Origin of the sequence: Paraburkholderia dioscoreae, from assembly GCF_902459535.1 — a bacterium.
Taxonomy (GTDB): Bacteria; Pseudomonadota; Gammaproteobacteria; order Burkholderiales; family Burkholderiaceae; genus Paraburkholderia; species Paraburkholderia dioscoreae.
Genome location: NZ_LR699553.1, coordinates 4,342,437 through 4,359,571, shown reverse-complemented (window position 1 = coordinate 4,359,571; position 17,135 = coordinate 4,342,437). Strand labels below are relative to the sequence as shown.

The following is a 17,135-nucleotide window of genomic DNA, read 5'->3' as shown; positions in this document are numbered from 1 at the left end:
AGTAGGCGATGCGCGGCGGCGATCGCGCTTACTCGTAATCGGCGATCGGCACGCAGGAGCAGAACAGATTGCGGTCGCCGTACACATTGTCCGCGCGGCCGACCGGCGGCCAGTATTTTTTCGCGATCAGCGTGGGCAGCGGATACGCCGCGGTTTCACGCGCATACGCATGCTTCCAGTCATTCGCGATGACCACTGCCGCAGTGTGCGGCGCATGCTTGAGCGGATTGTCTTCGCGGTCCGAGCGGCCTTCTTCGACTGCACGGATTTCCTCGCGGATCGCGATCATCGCTTCGATGAAACGGTCGAGCTCTTCTTTCGATTCCGATTCGGTCGGCTCGACCATCAGCGTGCCCGGCACCGGGAAGCTCATGGTCGGCGCATGGAAGCCGTAGTCGGCAAGACGCTTGGCGACGTCGTCCACGGTAATGCCGCTGGTTTCCTTGATTGGACGCAGATCGAGAATGCACTCGTGCGCGACCAGTCCGCCCGGACCCGAATACAGCACCGGATAGTGCGGCGCGAGTTTCTTCGCGACGTAGTTCGCGTTGAGGATCGCGGTTTCGGTCGCAGCGGTGAGGTTTTTCGCGCCCATCATCGCGATATACATCCACGAGATCGGCAGGATCGACGCCGAACCGTACGGTGCGCCGGACACGGCGCCAATGCCGTTCGGCGCGCGTTCATAGCCCGACGAAACCTGATTCGGCAGGAACTGCGCGAGATGCGCGCCGACCGCAACCGGACCGACGCCCGGTCCGCCGCCGCCGTGCGGAATGCAGAACGTCTTGTGCAGATTCAGGTGCGACACGTCGCCGCCGAACTGGCCCGGCGCGGTCAGGCCGACCATCGCGTTCATGTTCGCGCCGTCCACATACACCTGACCGCCGTGCGCGTGCACGATCTCGCAGATTTCGCGCACGTTCTGCTCGAACACACCGTGCGTGGACGGATACGTGATCATGATCGCCGCGAGTTTGTCGGCGTGCTGTTCGGCCTTTTTCTTCAGGTCTTCGATATCGACGTTGCCTTGCGCGTCGCACGCCACCACGACCACCTGCATGCCGGCCATGTGTGCCGACGCCGGGTTCGTGCCGTGCGCCGAAGCGGGAATCAGGCAGACATTGCGATGCGCTTCGCCGCGCGACGCGTGATACGCGTGAATGATCAACAGGCCCGCGTACTCGCCTTGCGAGCCAGCGTTCGGCTGCAGCGACACGGCTGCGTAGCCGGTGGCCGCGACCAGCATCGCTTCGAGCTGATCGATCATTTCGCGATAGCCGACGGTTTGCTCGGCCGGCGCGAACGGATGGATCTGGCCGAATTCAGGCCACGTGACCGGCAGCATTTCCGAGGTCGCGTTCAGCTTCATCGTGCACGAGCCGAGCGGGATCATCGAGCGGTCGAGCGCGAGATCCTTGTCCGACAGGCTGCGCAGATAACGCAGCATTTCCGTTTCCGAATGATGACGATTGAACACGTGGTGCGTGAGATACGCGCTGGTGCGTTCGAGCGCGGCCGGCACCGATGCAATGTTCGACGCGGACAGCTTTTCGTCGAGCGTGTCGACGTGCGGGATGTCTTTGGCGCCCGCGGCTTGCGCGAACACTTCGAGCAGATCGGCCAGGTCGCGGCGCGTGGTGGTTTCGTCGACCGACAGGCCGACTTGCGTGTCGCTCACGCGGCGCAGGTTGATGCGCTTCGCAAGCGCGGCGTCGTGCAGCGCTTGCGTGTGCGTGCCGGATTCGAACGTGAGCGTGTCGAAGAAGGTTTCGTTGGCGAGCGTGTAACCGAGTTGCTTCGCGCCTTCCGCCAGCAACGCGGCGATGCGGTTCACGCGCAGCGCGATCGTCTTCAGGCCGTGCGGGCCGTGATAGACGGCGTACATGCTGGCCATGATCGCGAGCAGCGCTTGCGCGGTACATACGTTCGAGGTGGCCTTCTCGCGGCGGATATGTTGCTCGCGCGTCTGCAGCGCGAGACGCAGCGCGGGGTTGCCTTGCGCGTCGACGGTCACGCCGACGAGGCGGCCCGGCATCTGGCGCTTGAATTCGTCGCGCACGGCGAGGTAAGCCGCATGCGGGCCGCCGAAGCCGACCGGCACGCCGAAGCGCTGCGTATTGCCGACGGCCACGTCCGCGCCCCATTCGCCCGGCGGCGTGAGGACGGTCAGCGCGAGCAGGTCGGCGGCGACCACCACGTGGCCGCCCGCTGCGTGGATGGCTTCGGCCAGGGCGCGGTAGTCGCGCACGTCGCCATTCACGCCCGGGTATTGCAGCAACACGCCGAACGCGTTCGCGTTCGCCGCTTCCGCAGCCGGGCCCACTTTCACTTCGATGCCGACCGGCGTGGCGCGCGTCTTCACCACTTCGATGGTTTGCGGCAGCACGTCGTCGGCCACATAGAACACGTTCGACTTCGGCTTGCCGATGCGTTGCAGCAGCGTCATCGCCTCGGCCGCGGCCGTGGCTTCGTCGAGCAGCGACGCATTCGAGATCGCGAGACCCGTCAGGTCGACGATCATCTGCTGGAAGTTCAGCAGCGCTTCCAGACGGCCTTGCGAAATTTCCGGCTGGTACGGCGTGTACGCGGTGTACCACGCCGGATTTTCCAGCACGTTACGGAGGATCACCGTCGGCGTGTGCGCGTTGTAATAGCCCTGCCCGATGTACGAGCGGAACACCTGGTTCTTGTCCGCGAGTTCGCGCAACACGGCGAGCGCTTCGGCTTCGCTCTTCGGTTGCGCGAAGGGGCCGAGCGGCAGCGGTTCGGTGCGGCGGATCGTCTTCGGAATGACGGCGTCGATCAGCGCGGCGCGCGACGCGAAGCCGAGGGCTTCGAGCATCGCTTGCTGGTCGGCCGAATCCGGGCCGATGTGCCGTTCGGCGAAGGCGTCATGCACTTCGAGCGCGGCGAGCGAGAGAGGAGTGCGGTTCATCAGACGATCCGGGTGTTCGAGCTTCATGGGTGTTCCTGGCGGTGCGGCTGTCTCTGCGCGAGGGACGCGCCGCACCTGACGGTTTGACTTTAACGAATGGTGAATCAGGCGCCGATCGACTTGCTGTATGCGTCGGCGTCGATCAGGCGGTCCAGCGCGGCGTCCGCGGCCGGCTTGATCTTGAAGAGCCAGCTATCGTACGGCGTGCTGTTGACCAAATCAGGCGTATCGGCCACGGCGGTGTTCGCTTCGATGATTTCGCCCGAGACCGGTGCGTAGATATCTGAAGCGGCCTTGACCGATTCGATCACGGCGACGGTGTCGCCCGCGCTCACGGTCTTGCCCAGTTCCTGCACTTCGAAGAAGACGATATCGCCGAGCGCTTCCTGCGCGTGGTCGGTGATGCCGACCGTCAGCGTGCCGTCCGCTTCGGTACGGACCCACTCGTGCGATTCGGTGTATTTCAGATCGGCCGGAATGCTCATCGGATGCTCCTATGCGGTGTGATTCGGTAGTAACTAAAAGGGCCCCCAAACCTGTCGCTTCGCGCCAGGTCCCCCCGAGGGGGAACAAGAAAACTTGGGGCGGCCCGGCGTTTTCTTGTGAAGGTTTGCGCACGCGCCGGTCTGCTTAAACCGCGAGCACTTTGCCGTTGCGCACGAACGGCAGTTTTACCACGCTTGCGGGAACGTTTTTGTCACGAATCTGAACGTGAACGGTGTCGCCCGGCTGCACGCCTTTCGGCACGCGCGCAAAGGCGATCGATTCCTGCATGGTCGGGGAAAAAGTGCCGCTGGTGATTTCGCCTTCGCCCTGCGGCGTGACGACTTTCTGATGAGCACGCAGCACGCCTGCTGCCTTGCCGTTGTCCTTCAGCAGGATCAGGCCGACGAACGCGGCCTGCGAACCGTCCGCTTCCAGCTTGCTCTTGCCCACGAAGTCGCGCGGCGAGGTGAGGTCGACCGTCCAGGCGAGGCCGGCGTCGAGCGGCGAGACATTGTCGTCCATGTCCTGGCCGTACAGGTTCATGCCGGCTTCGAGGCGCAGCGTGTCGCGCGCACCGAGGCCGGCCGGGCGCACACCTTGCGCGCGTAGCGCGTTCCACAGTGCTTCGACGCGATTCGCCGGCACGATGATTTCGAAGCCGTCTTCGCCGGTGTAGCCCGTGCGCGCGACCGTCAATTCGCCGAACGGCGTGTCTGCGATACGGGCGGCGTTGAAGGGCTTCAACGCCTCGGTGGCGGCGCGCGTAGCCGGCACGGTTTGCCAGACTTTTTCGCGAGCGTTCGGGCCTTGCACGGCGACGATCGCGTAGTCGCGGCGCGGCGTGATGGTCAGGCCGAAGCCGCCTTCGGCGTTGAGCCGGCCGAACCAGGCGATGTCCTTGTCGGCGGTGCCGGCGTTGACGACCACGCGGAAGTGATCTTCGCCGAAGTAATAGACGATCAGGTCGTCGATCACGCCGCCGTTCGGGTTCAGCAGGCAGGAGTACAGCGCGCGGCCGGGCGTTTGCAGCTTGGCGACGTTATTGGCCAGCGCATATTCGAAGAAGGCGCGCACGCGCTCGCCGGTGAAATCGACGACGCACATGTGCGAGACGTCGAACATGCCGGCGTCGGTGCGCACGGCGCGGTGTTCGTCGATCTGCGAGCCGTAGTTGACGGGCATGTCCCAGCCACCGAAATCGACCATGCGGGCATTGAGCGCGCGATGGGTGGCGTTGAGCGGGGTGTGTTTGAGTTCGGTCATGGGGCCTCGGGCATCTCGCGAAACAAAAAAGGCCATGCGGCGCTACGCCTCGCGGCCTGACGGCTGCGAGCGATGCGTTGTTGCATGGCCCCTCTGTCCTCGATACCTGAGAGATTGCGTTGCCGTGCGAACGTGAATCCGCCACGGTGAAACGCGCGCCCCTTCGGTGGGCAGCCTGCCAAATCTGCTCGCACGCATACGAAACGCGCGATGCAGACGGCTACTGCCGCTCTCCAGAGTGCGAAAAACCGGTGCCTTGATGCTGCCTCAACACGGGTTTTCCGACGCGGTCGGTCCTTTTGCCTGAGAGTTTGCGGGTGTGCCCCTTCGGCGGCGCGGCCTGCGGTTTTCTGCGGCCAGCACGCTCTCCCGACGCGTGCGGCGAATGTACGCGAGGGCCGGGGGCTTGTCAAATAAAGGCCCGCGAGTGGCATGGCACCTGACGCGGCGCTTTGGCGTTCGTCAAAAAAGCGCGCATTGTGATGCCAGCTCTCTTGGTGCTCCGTAGCCCGAACGCGCGGCGATTATTCGCCGATGGCGTGTGCCGCGTTGTCCAGTTCCTGATTCAGCACGCGCTGTTCGTCGCTGGACAGGCCGCCGCCATGTTGCGCGGCCATGTCGTGCGCTTCCTGACGGATCACGTCGAGGCGATGATGCAGCGCGCCGCCTTGGGGCGGCGGGTAATAGCCCTGATTCACGCGGTTATCGATACGGCGGCCGAGATTCTCGATGCGGCCGTCGACCTGGCGCAGGCGCTGATCCGCGATCTGTTGCGGGCTGGGACGAGGGGCGGGCGCGGGTTGAGGCGTCACCACACAGGCGGCGAGGGAACTGAGCAGGGCGCACGCGGCAAGCGCGCGGATGGAACGGGGCATGAACTCTCCGGAAGTCATTGTGGTTTTGTGTTGTTACTCGGAAAGCAACGGCTGACTGCCGGAGCACGCTGACCGGGAACACGGCCTTATTTGTAACGTTATGTTCCTTTCGGGCCTGTCAGGATTGTGGCCTGTGCGGCGTGGGCGGCGAGTGCGGTTTTAGGTACACAAGCCGTGCCGACGCGCAGGCAAACGGGTCAGCGAACGCGTTCAAACGGCAGCCGGATGCCTTCTTCCGAACTGCGGGCGGCGAGTTCGATAATTGTCATTACATCGACGGCATCCTGCGCGCTGACCGGGAACTTCACGCCGTTCTGGATGGCGTCGGCCACGGCGATATAGAAGCCCGCGTAATTTCCATTACGCGTCGGCAGCTCGCGCTCCACTTCCTGATTGCCTTCCAGCACGCGCAGCACGCCTGCCGCATTGCCGGCGCCGAAGCCTTCGTCGCCGGGTCGCAGGCCGGCCTTCAACTGGTCTTCCTGCGTGTCGAGCCCATATTTCATGTAGCTGCCGCGCGTGCCGTGAATCGTGAATCGCGGCGCGACCAGAGCAGTCAACGCGCTGGCGTGCAACACGACTTCGAACTCGCCATAGCCGAGCTGGATATGCACGTAGTCCGGCGCGCTGGCCTCGTCGCGATGCGTGCGCACCGTGGCCAGCAAGCTCTGCGGCGTGCCGAACAGCGCCAACGCCTGGTCGACCAGATGCGGCCCGAGGTCCAGCAGCAAGCCGCCGCCGCGCGACGCTTCCTCGCGCCAGCGCTGCCGCACCTCCGGCCGGAAACGGTCGAAATGCGATTCGTATTGCGTGACCCGTCCCAATTCCCCGCTCGCGAGCAGATCCCGCACCGTCAGAAAATCGCCGTCCCAGCGACGGTTGTGAAACGGCATGAAGAGCTTGCCGCGGGCGAGCGCGATGTTGGCGAGCGTGCGGGCGTCGGCGGCATTCAGCGTGACCGGTTTGTCGACCACCACGTGCTTGCCCGCTTCCAGCGTGCGGCGCGCCAGTTCGAAATGCGTGTCGTTCGGCGTGGCGATCACGATGCAGTCGATTTCTTCGAGCGCCAGCAGTGCGTCGAGGTCGGCCACCACCTTCGTATGCGGATAGTCGGCGAGCGCGCGCTCGGGCTGGCTCGTGGCGATGGCCGCGACGCTCGCGCGGCCGCAGTGCGCGATTACCGGTGCGTGAAAGGTCGCGCCGGCGAAACCGTAACCCATCAATCCAATCTTCAGCGATGCGGACATGCTTGTCTTCCTGCAAAAACGGCGCGCCGCTTTGCCACCGTGGCGGCGGCGCGCAACACTGCAATTGTGGCATGTCCGGAAGGCGGACCGTCAGGGTCGTCGTGGTGCCGGTGACCGTCATGGGACGCGGCATCGGTTGCGTGCATCCGTGTTAACATCGCTCCGCTCGCGCGTTTGCGCAGCGGGCCAGAACGCCCTCCGCTCCGCGCGGGGCGCCTGTTCCGGCAGCCGGCGCCGCGCAGCATGCCCCCGGCGTTTCGCGCCGCCGCGCCCTCAACCGCCGCTTTAACCGCATCACCCATCCATAGACGATGTCCGCAGGCCTGAACCCCGCTCAAAATGAAGCGGTCCGTTATCTCGACGGTCCATGTCTCGTGCTCGCCGGCGCAGGCAGCGGCAAGACGCGCGTGATCACGCAGAAAATCGCGCACCTGATCGAGGCCAAAGGCTTCGAGCCGCGCCACATCGCCGCCGTCACGTTCACGAACAAGGCCGCGTTGGAAATGCGCGAGCGCGTGGGCAAGCTGCTGGAAGGCAAAACGCTCACCACGCCCGGCAAGGAAGGCCGCAAAGTGCCCGTCAACCAGCTGACGGTCTGTACCTTCCACTCGCTCGGCGTGCAGATTCTGCGGCAGGAAGCGGAGCACGTCGGCCTGAAGCCGCAATTCTCGATCATGGATTCCGACGACTGCTTCGGCATGATCCAGGAGCAGGTCGGCTCGACGGACAAGGGCTTCATCCGCAAGATCCAGTCGATCATCTCGCTGTGGAAGAACGGCATGATCATGCCCGAGCAGGCGATTGCGATTGCGGCGAACGAGGACGAGCATCAGGCCGCGATCGTCTACCGCAATTACGTGGCGACGCTGCACGCCTATCAGGCGGTGGATTTCGACGATCTGATCCGTCTGCCCGCCGAACTCTTCGAGAAGAACGAGCAGGTGCGCGACCGCTGGCAGAACAAGCTGCGCTATCTGCTGATCGACGAGTATCAGGACACCAACGCCTGCCAGTACGAACTGGTGAAGCTGCTGGCCGGCAAGCGCGCGGCGTTCACGGCGGTGGGCGACGACGATCAGGCCATTTACGGCTGGCGCGGCGCGACGCTCGAAAACCTCGGGCAGCTCAGCAAGGACTTTCCGAAGCTGCATCTGATCAAGCTGGAGCAGAACTACCGCTCGACGGTGCGCATTCTGACCGCCGCGAATAACGTGATCGCGAACAATCCGAAGCTGTTCGAAAAGAAGCTCTGGTCCGAACACGGCATGGGCGACACGATCACCGTTACGCCCTGTAACGACGAAGAACACGAGGCCGAGTCCGTGGTGTTCCGTCTGTCGGCGCACAAGTTCGAGCGGCGCGCCAATTTTCGCGACTACGCGATCCTCTATCGCGGCAATTTCCAGGCGCGCATCTTCGAACAGGTGCTGCGGCGTGAGCGGATTCCGTACGTGCTGTCCGGTGGCCAATCGTTCTTCGACAAGGCCGAGATCAAGGACATCTGCGCCTATCTGCGCCTGATCGCCAACGCGAACGACGACCCCGCGTTCATCCGCGCGATCACCACGCCGCGCCGCGGCGTCGGCAATACGACGCTCGAGGCGCTCGGTTCGTTCGCGGGACAGGCCAAGGTGTCGCTGTTCGAGGCGGTTTACATGGGCGGCATCGAGGCGCGTCTGTCGCCGCGGCAGATCGAACCCATGCGCGTGTTCTGCGACTTCATGCAGCGCCTCACCGATCGCGCCGAGAAAGACGCCGCCGGCACGCTGCTCGACGAACTGATGGACGCCATCCACTACGAAGCCTACCTGTACGACGCGTTCGACGAACGTCAGGCGCAGTCCAAGTGGCAAAACGTGCTGGAGTTCATGGAGTGGTTGAAGCGCAAAGGCACCAAGGCTGAGCCGACGGGCGCCGCGGCCGACGAAGCCACCGGCTACGACACTGCCGACGGTCTCGGCGACACCGGCAAAAGTCTGCTGGGTCTGATCCAGACCGTCGCGCTGATGTCGATGCTCGAAGGCCGCGAGGAAGATCCCGACGCGGTGCGGCTCTCGACGGTGCACGCGTCGAAGGGGCTCGAGTATCCGCACGTGTTTCTGGTTGGCGTCGAAGAAGGCATCATGCCGCATCGCGGCGGTCCCGACGACGAGCCGATCGACGACGCGCGCATCGAAGAAGAGCGCCGCCTGATGTATGTGGCGATCACGCGTGCGCAGCGCAGTTTGCATCTGAACTGGTGCAAGAAGCGCAAGCGCGCGCGCGAAACGGTGGTGTGCGAGCCGTCGCGCTTCATTCCCGAAATGCTGCTCGACGACGCTCCGCCGCCGACGCCCGAAGAAGCGCCGATGTCGCCGAAAGACCGGCTTGCGAGTTTGAAGGCGCTGTTGCAGAAGCCGTGAGCGAGTGCTGAGGCCGCTGAGCTGCTCCGGCGAAACGTATGGGTTCGACGGCGTGAGCGGTGAAGCCGCTGATCTGGCTCCCGCGCCCACCTGCAGCCGATAAGAAAAAATCCCTGCACCGCGTTTCCACGGGCAGGGATTTTTTTGCGACGTGGCGCAGGCCACGCCTCGTCTTACTTCACCGCGCTGACCATGTAGTCGACGGCAGCCTTTACGTCCGCGTCCGAGGCATTCGAGCCGCCCTTCGGGGGCATCGCGCCCTTGCCATGCAGCGCGTAGTTATAGACCGTGTCGATGGGGTCTTTCAGACGCGGCGCCCAGGCGTCCTTGTCGCCGAACTTCGGTGCGTTCAGCACGCCGGCAGCGTGACAGGCCTGGCAGACTTGCTGATACAGCGCCTTGCCGGCTTGCGAGGCATCCGCGCTTTGCGTGCCGCCGGCTGCCGGTGCTGCCGCTTGCGGCACGCTGGCCATCGCGGCCATTGCCGCGGCGGCCTGGGCCGCGCCCGCGTCCGACCCGCCGGCCGGTGCGGCTGCTGCTGCGCCGGATGCCGCTGCGGCACCCGCAGCCGGCTCAGCCGGTTCAGGGAAGCTCGCGCCGGAATTGTTCGCCATGTAGGCGACCGCGCGAGCGATTTCGAAGTCGCTGTAATCGTCTGGGCTGGTGCCGCCGCGCGGCGGCATTGCCCCCTTGCCGGCGAGCGCCGTGTGCAGCAGCGTGTCGAAGCCTTGCGCGATACGCGGCGCCCAGTCGGCGGTATTGGTGAATTTCGGCGCGCCTGCTGCACCCGACGCGTGACACGCGGAGCAAACGGCCTTGTAGACTTCTTCGCCGGTCTTGTAGATGCGCGGCGCATTGGCGTCGCGAATGTCGACCTGGGCGAACGGCTTGATGCGGGCGGTGACCTCGGCTTCGGAGAGAGAGTCGGTGCCGGCGCCGGTGCGCGTCGAGTTATCGACGTAGACGGCCAGCAGCACGATGATGACGATCGGAACAGCAAACCCGGCGATGATCGCGGCGATGAGCTGTGCTGGGGTTTTGATCGGGGCTCCGTGTGGTGCTTCGCTCATGCTTGTCTCGTCTCCGTGGGTATGTGAGCGGTACAGCGTGACGGCAATTTCTTGTTCTTTAATCAGCCACGGACGATTATAGACGCAAGATTTCGACGGCGGCGAGGGGCGCGGCGGGGTGTTCAGCAGGCGTTTACCCGCATCGCGAGGAGCGGCCGGAAGGCGCTGGGTGCTGCCATTCAGGCCGTCCGGTGGACGGTACGGCCGAAACCGGGTATCCTTTCGGTCTCTCGCTTTGCGTCGCATCCGTTCTGGTTGCCGCGCTTTCGTGGTGAAGCGCCCGTAGCTCAATGGATAGAGTACTGCCCTCCGAAGGCAGGGGTTGCTGGTTCGATCCCAGCCGGGCGCACCAATAGCCGTAAGGCTTTCAGCGGCTTCACCTGTTCCAGCTCCCCCCGAATTGCGGCTAACTGCGGTCCTGCTTTCGCCATCATCGGCTGGACCCACTGGCTGGTGGTGGGCGCCTTTAATGCCTTATCTGGCACGCCTTCAGCCGGTTTTTTCGATCCCAGCCGGGCATAAAAAAGAGTCGACCTTAATCTAAGGCTTGCGCTGTGTGCGCCGAATCCCTTTATTTTCCCAGCCTTGTGATGTCCACCCAAGCGCCGTACTCCATCCCAGAGCCCGCAGACATGCCCCCCGCCGTCACTCCACGACCCCCCAGCCCAACAGAACTATCCAAAAACATCTGTAAATTTCCGTCCATCAATTCAGAATCAGACGTGTAAACGTTTATCTGCAGAAATTTCCAATTGCCCTAGTCTGTCCCCTTAATTAGCATGCGTGCACCATGCAAATCTCACGACGCGTGGAATTCCCGGGGCGGTATTTCAGCAATCGCTTCCCCACTTAATAAAAGGGCTTTCGCGAAACCATTCGCACGCCAGTGTTTTATTTGCAGGTCATGTACAAAACAATCCGATTGATTTTAACTGCATCTATCATGATGCTGTCCAACCTCGCGCACGCGCAATCAGTGCAGCCTCTCTCGAGCGCAAGCCAGTTTGCCGGCCCATACCTGGGCTTCAAGGTAGGTGTGAATAGTTCCAATGCTTCCGGTGTCATCAGCAAAGCATCGCACACTACGGTTTTCCCAGGTTTCACGGCCGGATATAATTTCGACATCGACCGGTTCATAGTGGGCGCCGAGGCCTTTGCCGATTTGCATCACGGCTCGACAACCTATAAGGACGGCGGAATCGATGCAAAATTCGGCATGCCGTTCAATCAGATATTGCCTTATGTCCGCATTGGATTCACCGGCGACGATCCAGACACGCGTTTCCATTGGGGCCTGGGCATCGAATATAAATTTGCCAGACACATAAGCGCCATAGGCGAATGGACAACCGACACCAGCAATCACGACGGCACCAAAAGAACAAATAACAGTTTCACAATCGGTCTGCAGTATCACTTCAATTGATCTGCCTGATTAGCGGCTACGCGGGGAGTTACCAAGGCCCCCGCCACCCCGCCGCTCTTTTCCCCCTACCAAGGTTGTTGAAAGCGTCCCCTGCCGTTAGAATCGCCCGGTCACTGGGGAGTAGCCTTCCTTCATCCTTTGAAGGAGAACGCGTCAACATACTTGGCCTCGTAGGTCATGGCGCGTTCGACCGTGTCGGTTTGGCGAGACCATTGACGCACTGCCTCGTTCTGGTCGGACGGGCGGCGGTGCGTCATTGGTTTGTCATCTACGTCCGACCGCGGAGTTGCCTCGTGATACATCGTTGTGCCCCGCCAGTTTCTCCCGCTCGCCGTCTGCCGCGCCGCCGCCCCTCCGTGCTTGCGGGGAGCCGCCTATGACCGGTCTCCTGCTCGAACTCGCTGTCATGCTGGTCGTCATTCTGGTGGCGGCCGAACTCTTCACCAACGCGCTCGAACACCTGGGCGAACGCCTCAAAATTTCGGAGGGCGTGACAGGTTCGCTATTCGCAGCGGTCGGCACCGCTTTGCCCGAGACCCTCGTGCCGCTGCTGGCGATCGCCAGCGGTACGACCGATAGCGCGGTCAACCAGGAGATCGGCGTCGGCGCAATTCTCGGCGCGCCGCTGATGCTCTCCACGCTCTCCACCTTCCTCATGACACTCGCGATCCTCGGTTCGCGCGGCGCGAGCGGCTGGGTCGCGCCGGAACGCAGGGGCTTTACGCGCGACCTCAACTACTTTCTGTGCGCGTTCGTGCTGGCCGCTGCGGCAATGTACGTGCCGCACGAGCAGATGCTCGTGCGCGCCCTCTTCAGCGCAGCGCTGGTCGGCGTGTACATCACGTATGTGGTGATGACCTTCCGCGCATCAAACGAGTTGGTCGAGGCCGGTCACGGCACCGAAGCACCGGGCAAGATGCTGATCTCGCGTCTCGGCGTGCCGACCAACCTCGTGACCATCGTGGCGCAACTAGCGCTCGCCGTCGCGCTGCTGGTGTGGGGTGCGGAGGGCTTCATCCACGGTGTGCGCGGCGTGTCGCAGGCGCTCGGTATCTCGCCGCTGCTGCTCTCGCTGCTGATCATACCGATCGCCACTGAGCTGCCGGAGAAGGTCAACAGCATTCTGTGGATTCGCCGGGGCAAAGACACGCTGGCGTTCGGCAACATCACCGGCGCGATGGTGTTCCAGGGCACCTTGCTGCCCGCGATCGGCATTCTGCTGACGCCGTGGATGCCGCGCATCGAGGTAGTGACCGGCATCGTGATCACGCTCGCCGCCGCAGCATGGTTGCGGATCAATGTGCGCGAACGCGGTGTGCCGGTGTGGGCGTTGCTGGTTTGCGGCGTGCTGTATGCGACCTATCTGGTCATTACGCTGACTCGCTAGACGCGCCGCTCAACGAGCCACCTGACCGCAAGTGGAACAATCGCGGAAGGTTGCGCACCGGCAGGCCTTCTGCGCTTCACGCTCACTTGACCGTTGCGTCCTGCGCTGCCGACGTTGTCGCGTTGGCCGGTTTGAACACCGTCTTCCAGTCGTCCTTCATGTCGACGACGAGCCAGCCTTTTGCAGCGGCCTCGTCCAGAGCTTTGTCGAGCTTGCCGCTCTTCGACGCGCGGTCATACTGATATTCGCGTTCCGCGTCCGTATGATGCACGAGCGCGGCAAGGCGCGGGCCGTCGCCCGCCGAGGTCCATTCGAGCATCGGCGCGTCGCCGTCCGCGTTGCCGAACGCGATCACCGGACGCCTGCCGATCACGTGGTCGATGGCAAGCGGTTTGGCCGCGCCATCGACCAGCGTGTCGACTTGCGCGAGGCGTGTCAGCGAAATCGCGCCATTGGTCTGGCTGTAACGGTACTTGACGGCGCTGCCGATCACCTGCTCAGGCGGAATGCCATACATGCGCTGCGCCACCTCGCGAACGAACTCGACGTCGCCGCCCGTCACCAGATAGGTTTTGAAGCCGTTCGCGCGCAGGCAGGCGAGCAATTCGAGCATGGGCTGATACGCGAGATCGGCATAAGGCCGGTTAAAGCGCGGGTCGCTCGCGGAGTCGAACCATTCGTGCACGAGCGCGGCGAACTGCTCGCTCGTCATGCCCGCGTGCGCCGCGGCCAGCACCCGCAAAGAGCCGGCGTCGCCGCCTGCCGCCACATTCCTGAGATTGCCCTTGAGGATCGAGCGGAACGGTTCCTGGCGCTTCCACTCCGGATGCCGCCCGGCCACTGTCTTCACGCGTTGCAGCGCGAACACCAGTTGTACCGGCGCGGGTTGCTCCGGCCACAGTGTGCCGTCGTTGTCGAACACGGCGATGCGGTCGGCGCGCGGAATGAAGTCCCTGGATTCGGGCGTCGTCACGAGCGTGACGAAATCGACGATCGAGCGTTTGGTCACGGTGTCGTTCCACGATGCCAGGGTCGCGGCCGTCGATGCGCCTGCCTGCGACACGCCTCCGTCCTGGTGTGGCGTAACGGAGCAGGCGGACAGAAGTACGACAGTGAAGGCAATGCAATACCGGTGCAACGTGCGAATCATGAAAGCCTCATCGAAAGCGGTGGATCGAACCTCGAACGAGCGCCAGTCTAATGGGCGCAAGGCGCTTATTGCAGTCTTTGCAGAATTTTTTCCGGACGGCGGAGGAACCCGTGCCGCCAGCACAAATACCAATTGAATATTTCAGGAGGCCGGACGGCGCCTGGTTGGACGCGGCACCTCGGCCGCGTTACAAATTTATCTCTATAAAGCCATGAAACATTGCTAGTATTCCCAACGATGCCAGCGTGGTGAATCGTCCACTTTCCGCATGCTTCGTTTGATGCGGCGTTTCTCGTTTTCAAGGAGCGCTCATGCAAGCCCAGTATCCCGCCGCGCCACCTTTCCCGATTGCTCAAGTGACATGGCACGCCTCTTCCGCGTGGTCTGGCGTCCATCCGTGAGTGGTCGCTCAGCCGCACGAACAAGCGCGCCAAATGAATTGAATATAAATCGGACACACGAACGCGACCATCACTTTGAAACAAATTCGCATCAGGTAAAGGCAGGCGCTCGCCGATAAGAACACTCAGGACGAGACTGGAGCGATAACCACTACACTCCAACGGCGATAGCGAAGTCGAACGTCGCTGTCAATAACGCGAGCGAGGCAAAGTGTTTTTATTCGGACACCGACGCATCTGGTCAAATCCTTGATGGCAGCGGGCGCTACACTGTGAGCTTCCCTAAAGATCGGCTATCTCATGGCAAGGGCCTTCGGTCGCTAACGGTATATAACGCACATCACTTTTTCACTCAGCCCACAGAACCGCCATGCGCTGGGTAAGAAGATCAAAGACCCGCAGTTCAATGCAGATGGCTTGCTCGCGCCCTACGTGAAAAACACGAGGTTCAGTGAAGACAAAAGTTTGCCAATTGGTTGCAGGCGCCGGGTAGTGAAAAGTTCTCCCTGCACTTACGCGCCCACGGTCTCAGGCAGGCAATGCTCGACGACAACTGGGCACTGCCGCCAAATGTGCGAGAAACCTGACGCGCGCGCACTTGCACGCGTGCGGCTTTGCGACGCAGACGGTCCGTATGCGGTTCGGCCGGAGTGAGAATGTCGAACTCCTATTTGATAAGGACGATTATGAGTCAACCTAACGGTTTCTTCCCGACGAGGCGGGTTGTCGCCCGACTGTGCAAGGGTGCGCTTCTGGCGACTGCCGGCGTGAGCCTCTCGCAAACAGGGTGGGCGACTGAAGGCGGCATAGGCCGGCCCATTACCGGCATGCAGGTGACACCCTACGGCGGCATCGTGCCGCCCACCAACGACTGGATTGTGACCGCCGCCACGATTTATTACGAAGGCTCGCTGGGCGCAAGCAAGTCGATTCCGATCGCCGGTCAGGTCACGGCGGGCGTCGACGCGACAGCCGAATACACCATCCTCGCGGCAATCAAGACATGGGGCATTACCGTGGGCGGCTGGAACTTCGCGTCCTCGTTTGGCGTGCCGGTCCAGTACACGGACATTTCGTCATTTCATGGCCGTTTGCCGAACGACCACGGCACGCAGTTCGCCGACTTCTTCTTCACGCCGGTTATTGCCGGCTATCACCTGACCAAGACCGACCATATCGCGTTGAGTGTGCAGATCTATGCGCCGACCGGCGCGTACAACCCTAACCGGCTCGCCAATGCCGGGCAGAACACGTGGACCTTCACACCCACAATCGCTTACACGAAATTGCTGCCGAAAGAGAACATCGAGTTGTCGTTGAACTATGGCCTCGAGTTCTACACGCCCAATAACGACACCCATTATCACAACGCGCCGGTCAGCGTGCTCGATCTGCTTGCGCTCAAGCGCTTCAGCAACGGCTGGGGTGTCGGCGTGGTGGGCGGCTACATCCAGCAGATCGGCAATGACAGCGGCGGCATCGCAGATGCCGTCGGCGGCAGTCAGGGCCATTCCGTTGGTCTTGGGCCGATGGTCACGTGGTCGGGCAAGATCCAGAAGACACCCGTGTCGGCCTCTCTGCGCTGGGTCAATGAATTCAACACCAGCAATCGGCCGAAGGGCAATGCGGTGCAACTGTCGGTCAATGCGACTTTTCAGTAACGCGGCGCCTTGGGAGCAGCACGCTGCGGACTTACGGCAGCCGGCTCAGGCCGGCTGCGAACCAGATAGGGCGGCTCGACTCGCCCCGATCAGTGCGCCGTCTCGCGCTCGCATATCGCGTACACGCTGGAGCACAAGTCGGGATAGACGCGTCCCAACTCGAAACAGCCGTCGAGATACGCTCTGGATATGATGCCCGCCTCCAACGCCGCATCGATCTGGAAGTTGGCAAGGCCCTTGAAAAAGACGCCGCCTTCAGTGACCGGTCGCAGCTTCGCCGCCCGCAGGTCGGCCCGTAGCGTATCGATCGAATAGGTCACCCGGTGACCGTGCGCCGCTTCCGCCAGCGTCACGGCTGCGTGATGGTCGATCAACCCCATGTTGACCGCGATCTGCCGGGATCCGGCCCGCGCGTTCGGCGCAGCCACGAACAGCCTGCCGCCTTCGGACAACCAGCTGCCAATCCGGCTCAGGACTTCGACCGGATGATCGAGGTGCTCGAGCGTATGGATGAGGAAAATATTGTCGTAGCGCCGCGCCGGTTCGAAGGTCTCGAACGTCGAGTGATGGAACTTGACGGCGCCCCTCGTTTTATCCGACGCAACGGCGATACAGTCCGCCGAGGCTTCGACCACTTCCACGGAATCGAAGCGCTGCGTCAGAAGGCGCGTGAAGTTGCCTTCGAAGCATCCCAGTTCGAGCGCGTCATCGCCCGCGAGGAATGGCTCGAATGTGCGAAGCATGTACTCATGCATCAGGTAGTCGAAGTCGTAAGCGTACCGATGTTCGGGATGATCTTTTGCTTCTGCGTTGTAGTCTCTGCTCATAT

At 62.7% G+C, this 17,135-nt stretch carries 14 protein-coding genes, 1 tRNA gene and 3 riboswitches; of the genes, 7 read left to right on the top strand and 8 right to left on the bottom strand.

Annotated features, from left to right (window positions below; genetic code table 11):
- Positions 1-28: 28 nt before the first annotated feature.
- The 5 genes from gcvP to PDMSB3_RS19765 form a co-directional block, all read right to left on the bottom strand.
- Complete coding sequence (gcvP, locus tag PDMSB3_RS19785) at positions 29-2,965, bottom strand: aminomethyl-transferring glycine dehydrogenase (RefSeq protein WP_165187245.1); 2,937 nt, start codon at positions 2,963-2,965, stop codon at positions 29-31.
- Positions 2,966-3,042: 77 nt separating this feature from the next.
- Entirely contained in the window at positions 3,043-3,423 is a 381-nt protein-coding gene (gcvH, locus tag PDMSB3_RS19780; RefSeq protein ID WP_007180012.1) for a glycine cleavage system protein GcvH, read from the bottom strand.
- Positions 3,424-3,568: 145 nt separating this feature from the next.
- Positions 3,569-4,687: a glycine cleavage system aminomethyltransferase GcvT gene (gene gcvT / locus PDMSB3_RS19775; RefSeq protein WP_007180011.1), complete on the bottom strand. Its 1,119-nt coding sequence runs from the start codon at positions 4,685-4,687 to the stop codon at positions 3,569-3,571.
- Positions 4,688-4,770: 83 nt separating this feature from the next.
- A riboswitch (glycine riboswitch) is annotated at positions 4,771-4,934 on the bottom strand.
- 42 nt (positions 4,935-4,976) lie between these two features.
- Positions 4,977-5,061: riboswitch (glycine riboswitch) on the bottom strand.
- 150 nt (positions 5,062-5,211) lie between these two features.
- Positions 5,212-5,562 carry a hypothetical protein gene (locus PDMSB3_RS19770; RefSeq protein WP_007180010.1) on the bottom strand — a complete coding sequence of 117 codons (351 nt, stop codon included), beginning with the start codon at positions 5,560-5,562 and terminating at the stop codon, positions 5,212-5,214.
- A 197-nt stretch (positions 5,563-5,759) separates the two neighbouring features.
- Positions 5,760-6,809: an oxidoreductase gene (locus PDMSB3_RS19765; RefSeq protein WP_165187243.1), complete on the bottom strand. Its 1,050-nt coding sequence runs from the start codon at positions 6,807-6,809 to the stop codon at positions 5,760-5,762.
- 311 nt (positions 6,810-7,120) lie between these two features.
- Between PDMSB3_RS19765 and PDMSB3_RS19760 the strand changes: the two genes are divergently transcribed.
- Positions 7,121-9,211 (top strand): UvrD-helicase domain-containing protein, encoded by a 2,091-nt coding sequence (locus tag PDMSB3_RS19760; RefSeq protein ID WP_007180008.1) that lies wholly within the window; start codon positions 7,121-7,123, stop codon positions 9,209-9,211.
- Positions 9,212-9,384: 173 nt separating this feature from the next.
- On the opposite strand, the gene PDMSB3_RS19755 is transcribed toward PDMSB3_RS19760, so the two are convergent.
- A complete protein-coding gene (locus PDMSB3_RS19755) occupies positions 9,385-10,281 on the bottom strand; it encodes a c-type cytochrome (RefSeq protein WP_165187240.1) in 897 nt (298 codons plus the stop codon).
- Positions 10,282-10,557: 276 nt separating this feature from the next.
- Between PDMSB3_RS19755 and PDMSB3_RS19750 the strand changes: the two genes are divergently transcribed.
- The 3 genes from PDMSB3_RS19750 (at position 10,558) to PDMSB3_RS19740 (ending at position 13,094) form a co-directional block, all read left to right on the top strand.
- Positions 10,558-10,633 (top strand) — tRNA-Arg (locus PDMSB3_RS19750).
- A gap of 591 nt (positions 10,634-11,224) precedes the next feature.
- Positions 11,225-11,707, top strand: coding sequence for an outer membrane protein (locus tag PDMSB3_RS19745; RefSeq protein ID WP_007180006.1), 483 nt, complete (start codon positions 11,225-11,227; stop codon positions 11,705-11,707).
- 103 nt (positions 11,708-11,810) lie between these two features.
- Positions 11,811-11,992, top strand: a riboswitch (yybP-ykoY riboswitch).
- 91 nt (positions 11,993-12,083) lie between these two features.
- On the top strand, positions 12,084-13,094 hold the full coding sequence (locus tag PDMSB3_RS19740) for a sodium:calcium antiporter (protein ID WP_007180005.1): 1,011 nt from the start codon (positions 12,084-12,086) through the stop codon (positions 13,092-13,094).
- Positions 13,095-13,176: 82 nt separating this feature from the next.
- Here the strand turns inward: PDMSB3_RS19740 and PDMSB3_RS19735 are convergent, their stop codons facing one another.
- The gene (locus PDMSB3_RS19735) at positions 13,177-14,244 is read right to left on the bottom strand and encodes an HAD family hydrolase (protein ID WP_165187238.1); all 1,068 of its coding nucleotides are present in this window, start codon (positions 14,242-14,244) and stop codon (positions 13,177-13,179) included.
- Here PDMSB3_RS19735 and PDMSB3_RS19730 point away from each other — a divergent pair.
- The 3 genes from PDMSB3_RS19730 to PDMSB3_RS19720 all read left to right on the top strand — a co-directional run bounded on the left by PDMSB3_RS19730 (position 14,243) and on the right by PDMSB3_RS19720 (position 16,306).
- On the top strand, positions 14,243-14,380 hold the full coding sequence (locus tag PDMSB3_RS19730) for a hypothetical protein (RefSeq protein ID WP_157187810.1): 138 nt from the start codon (positions 14,243-14,245) through the stop codon (positions 14,378-14,380). The two genes, PDMSB3_RS19735 and PDMSB3_RS19730, sit on opposite strands and share 2 nt — an antisense overlap.
- A 432-nt stretch (positions 14,381-14,812) precedes the next feature.
- Positions 14,813-15,028: a DUF1214 domain-containing protein gene (locus PDMSB3_RS38435; RefSeq protein WP_165187501.1), complete on the top strand. Its 216-nt coding sequence runs from the start codon at positions 14,813-14,815 to the stop codon at positions 15,026-15,028.
- Between the two features lie 303 nt (positions 15,029-15,331).
- Positions 15,332-16,306 (top strand): SphA family protein, encoded by a 975-nt coding sequence (locus tag PDMSB3_RS19720; protein WP_232064230.1) that lies wholly within the window; start codon positions 15,332-15,334, stop codon positions 16,304-16,306.
- 89 nt (positions 16,307-16,395) lie between these two features.
- Here PDMSB3_RS19720 and PDMSB3_RS19715 read toward each other — a convergent pair whose 3' ends face one another.
- On the bottom strand, positions 16,396-17,133 hold the full coding sequence (locus tag PDMSB3_RS19715; protein WP_165187233.1) for a class I SAM-dependent methyltransferase: 738 nt from the start codon (positions 17,131-17,133) through the stop codon (positions 16,396-16,398).
- Positions 17,134-17,135: the final 2 nt, after the last annotated feature.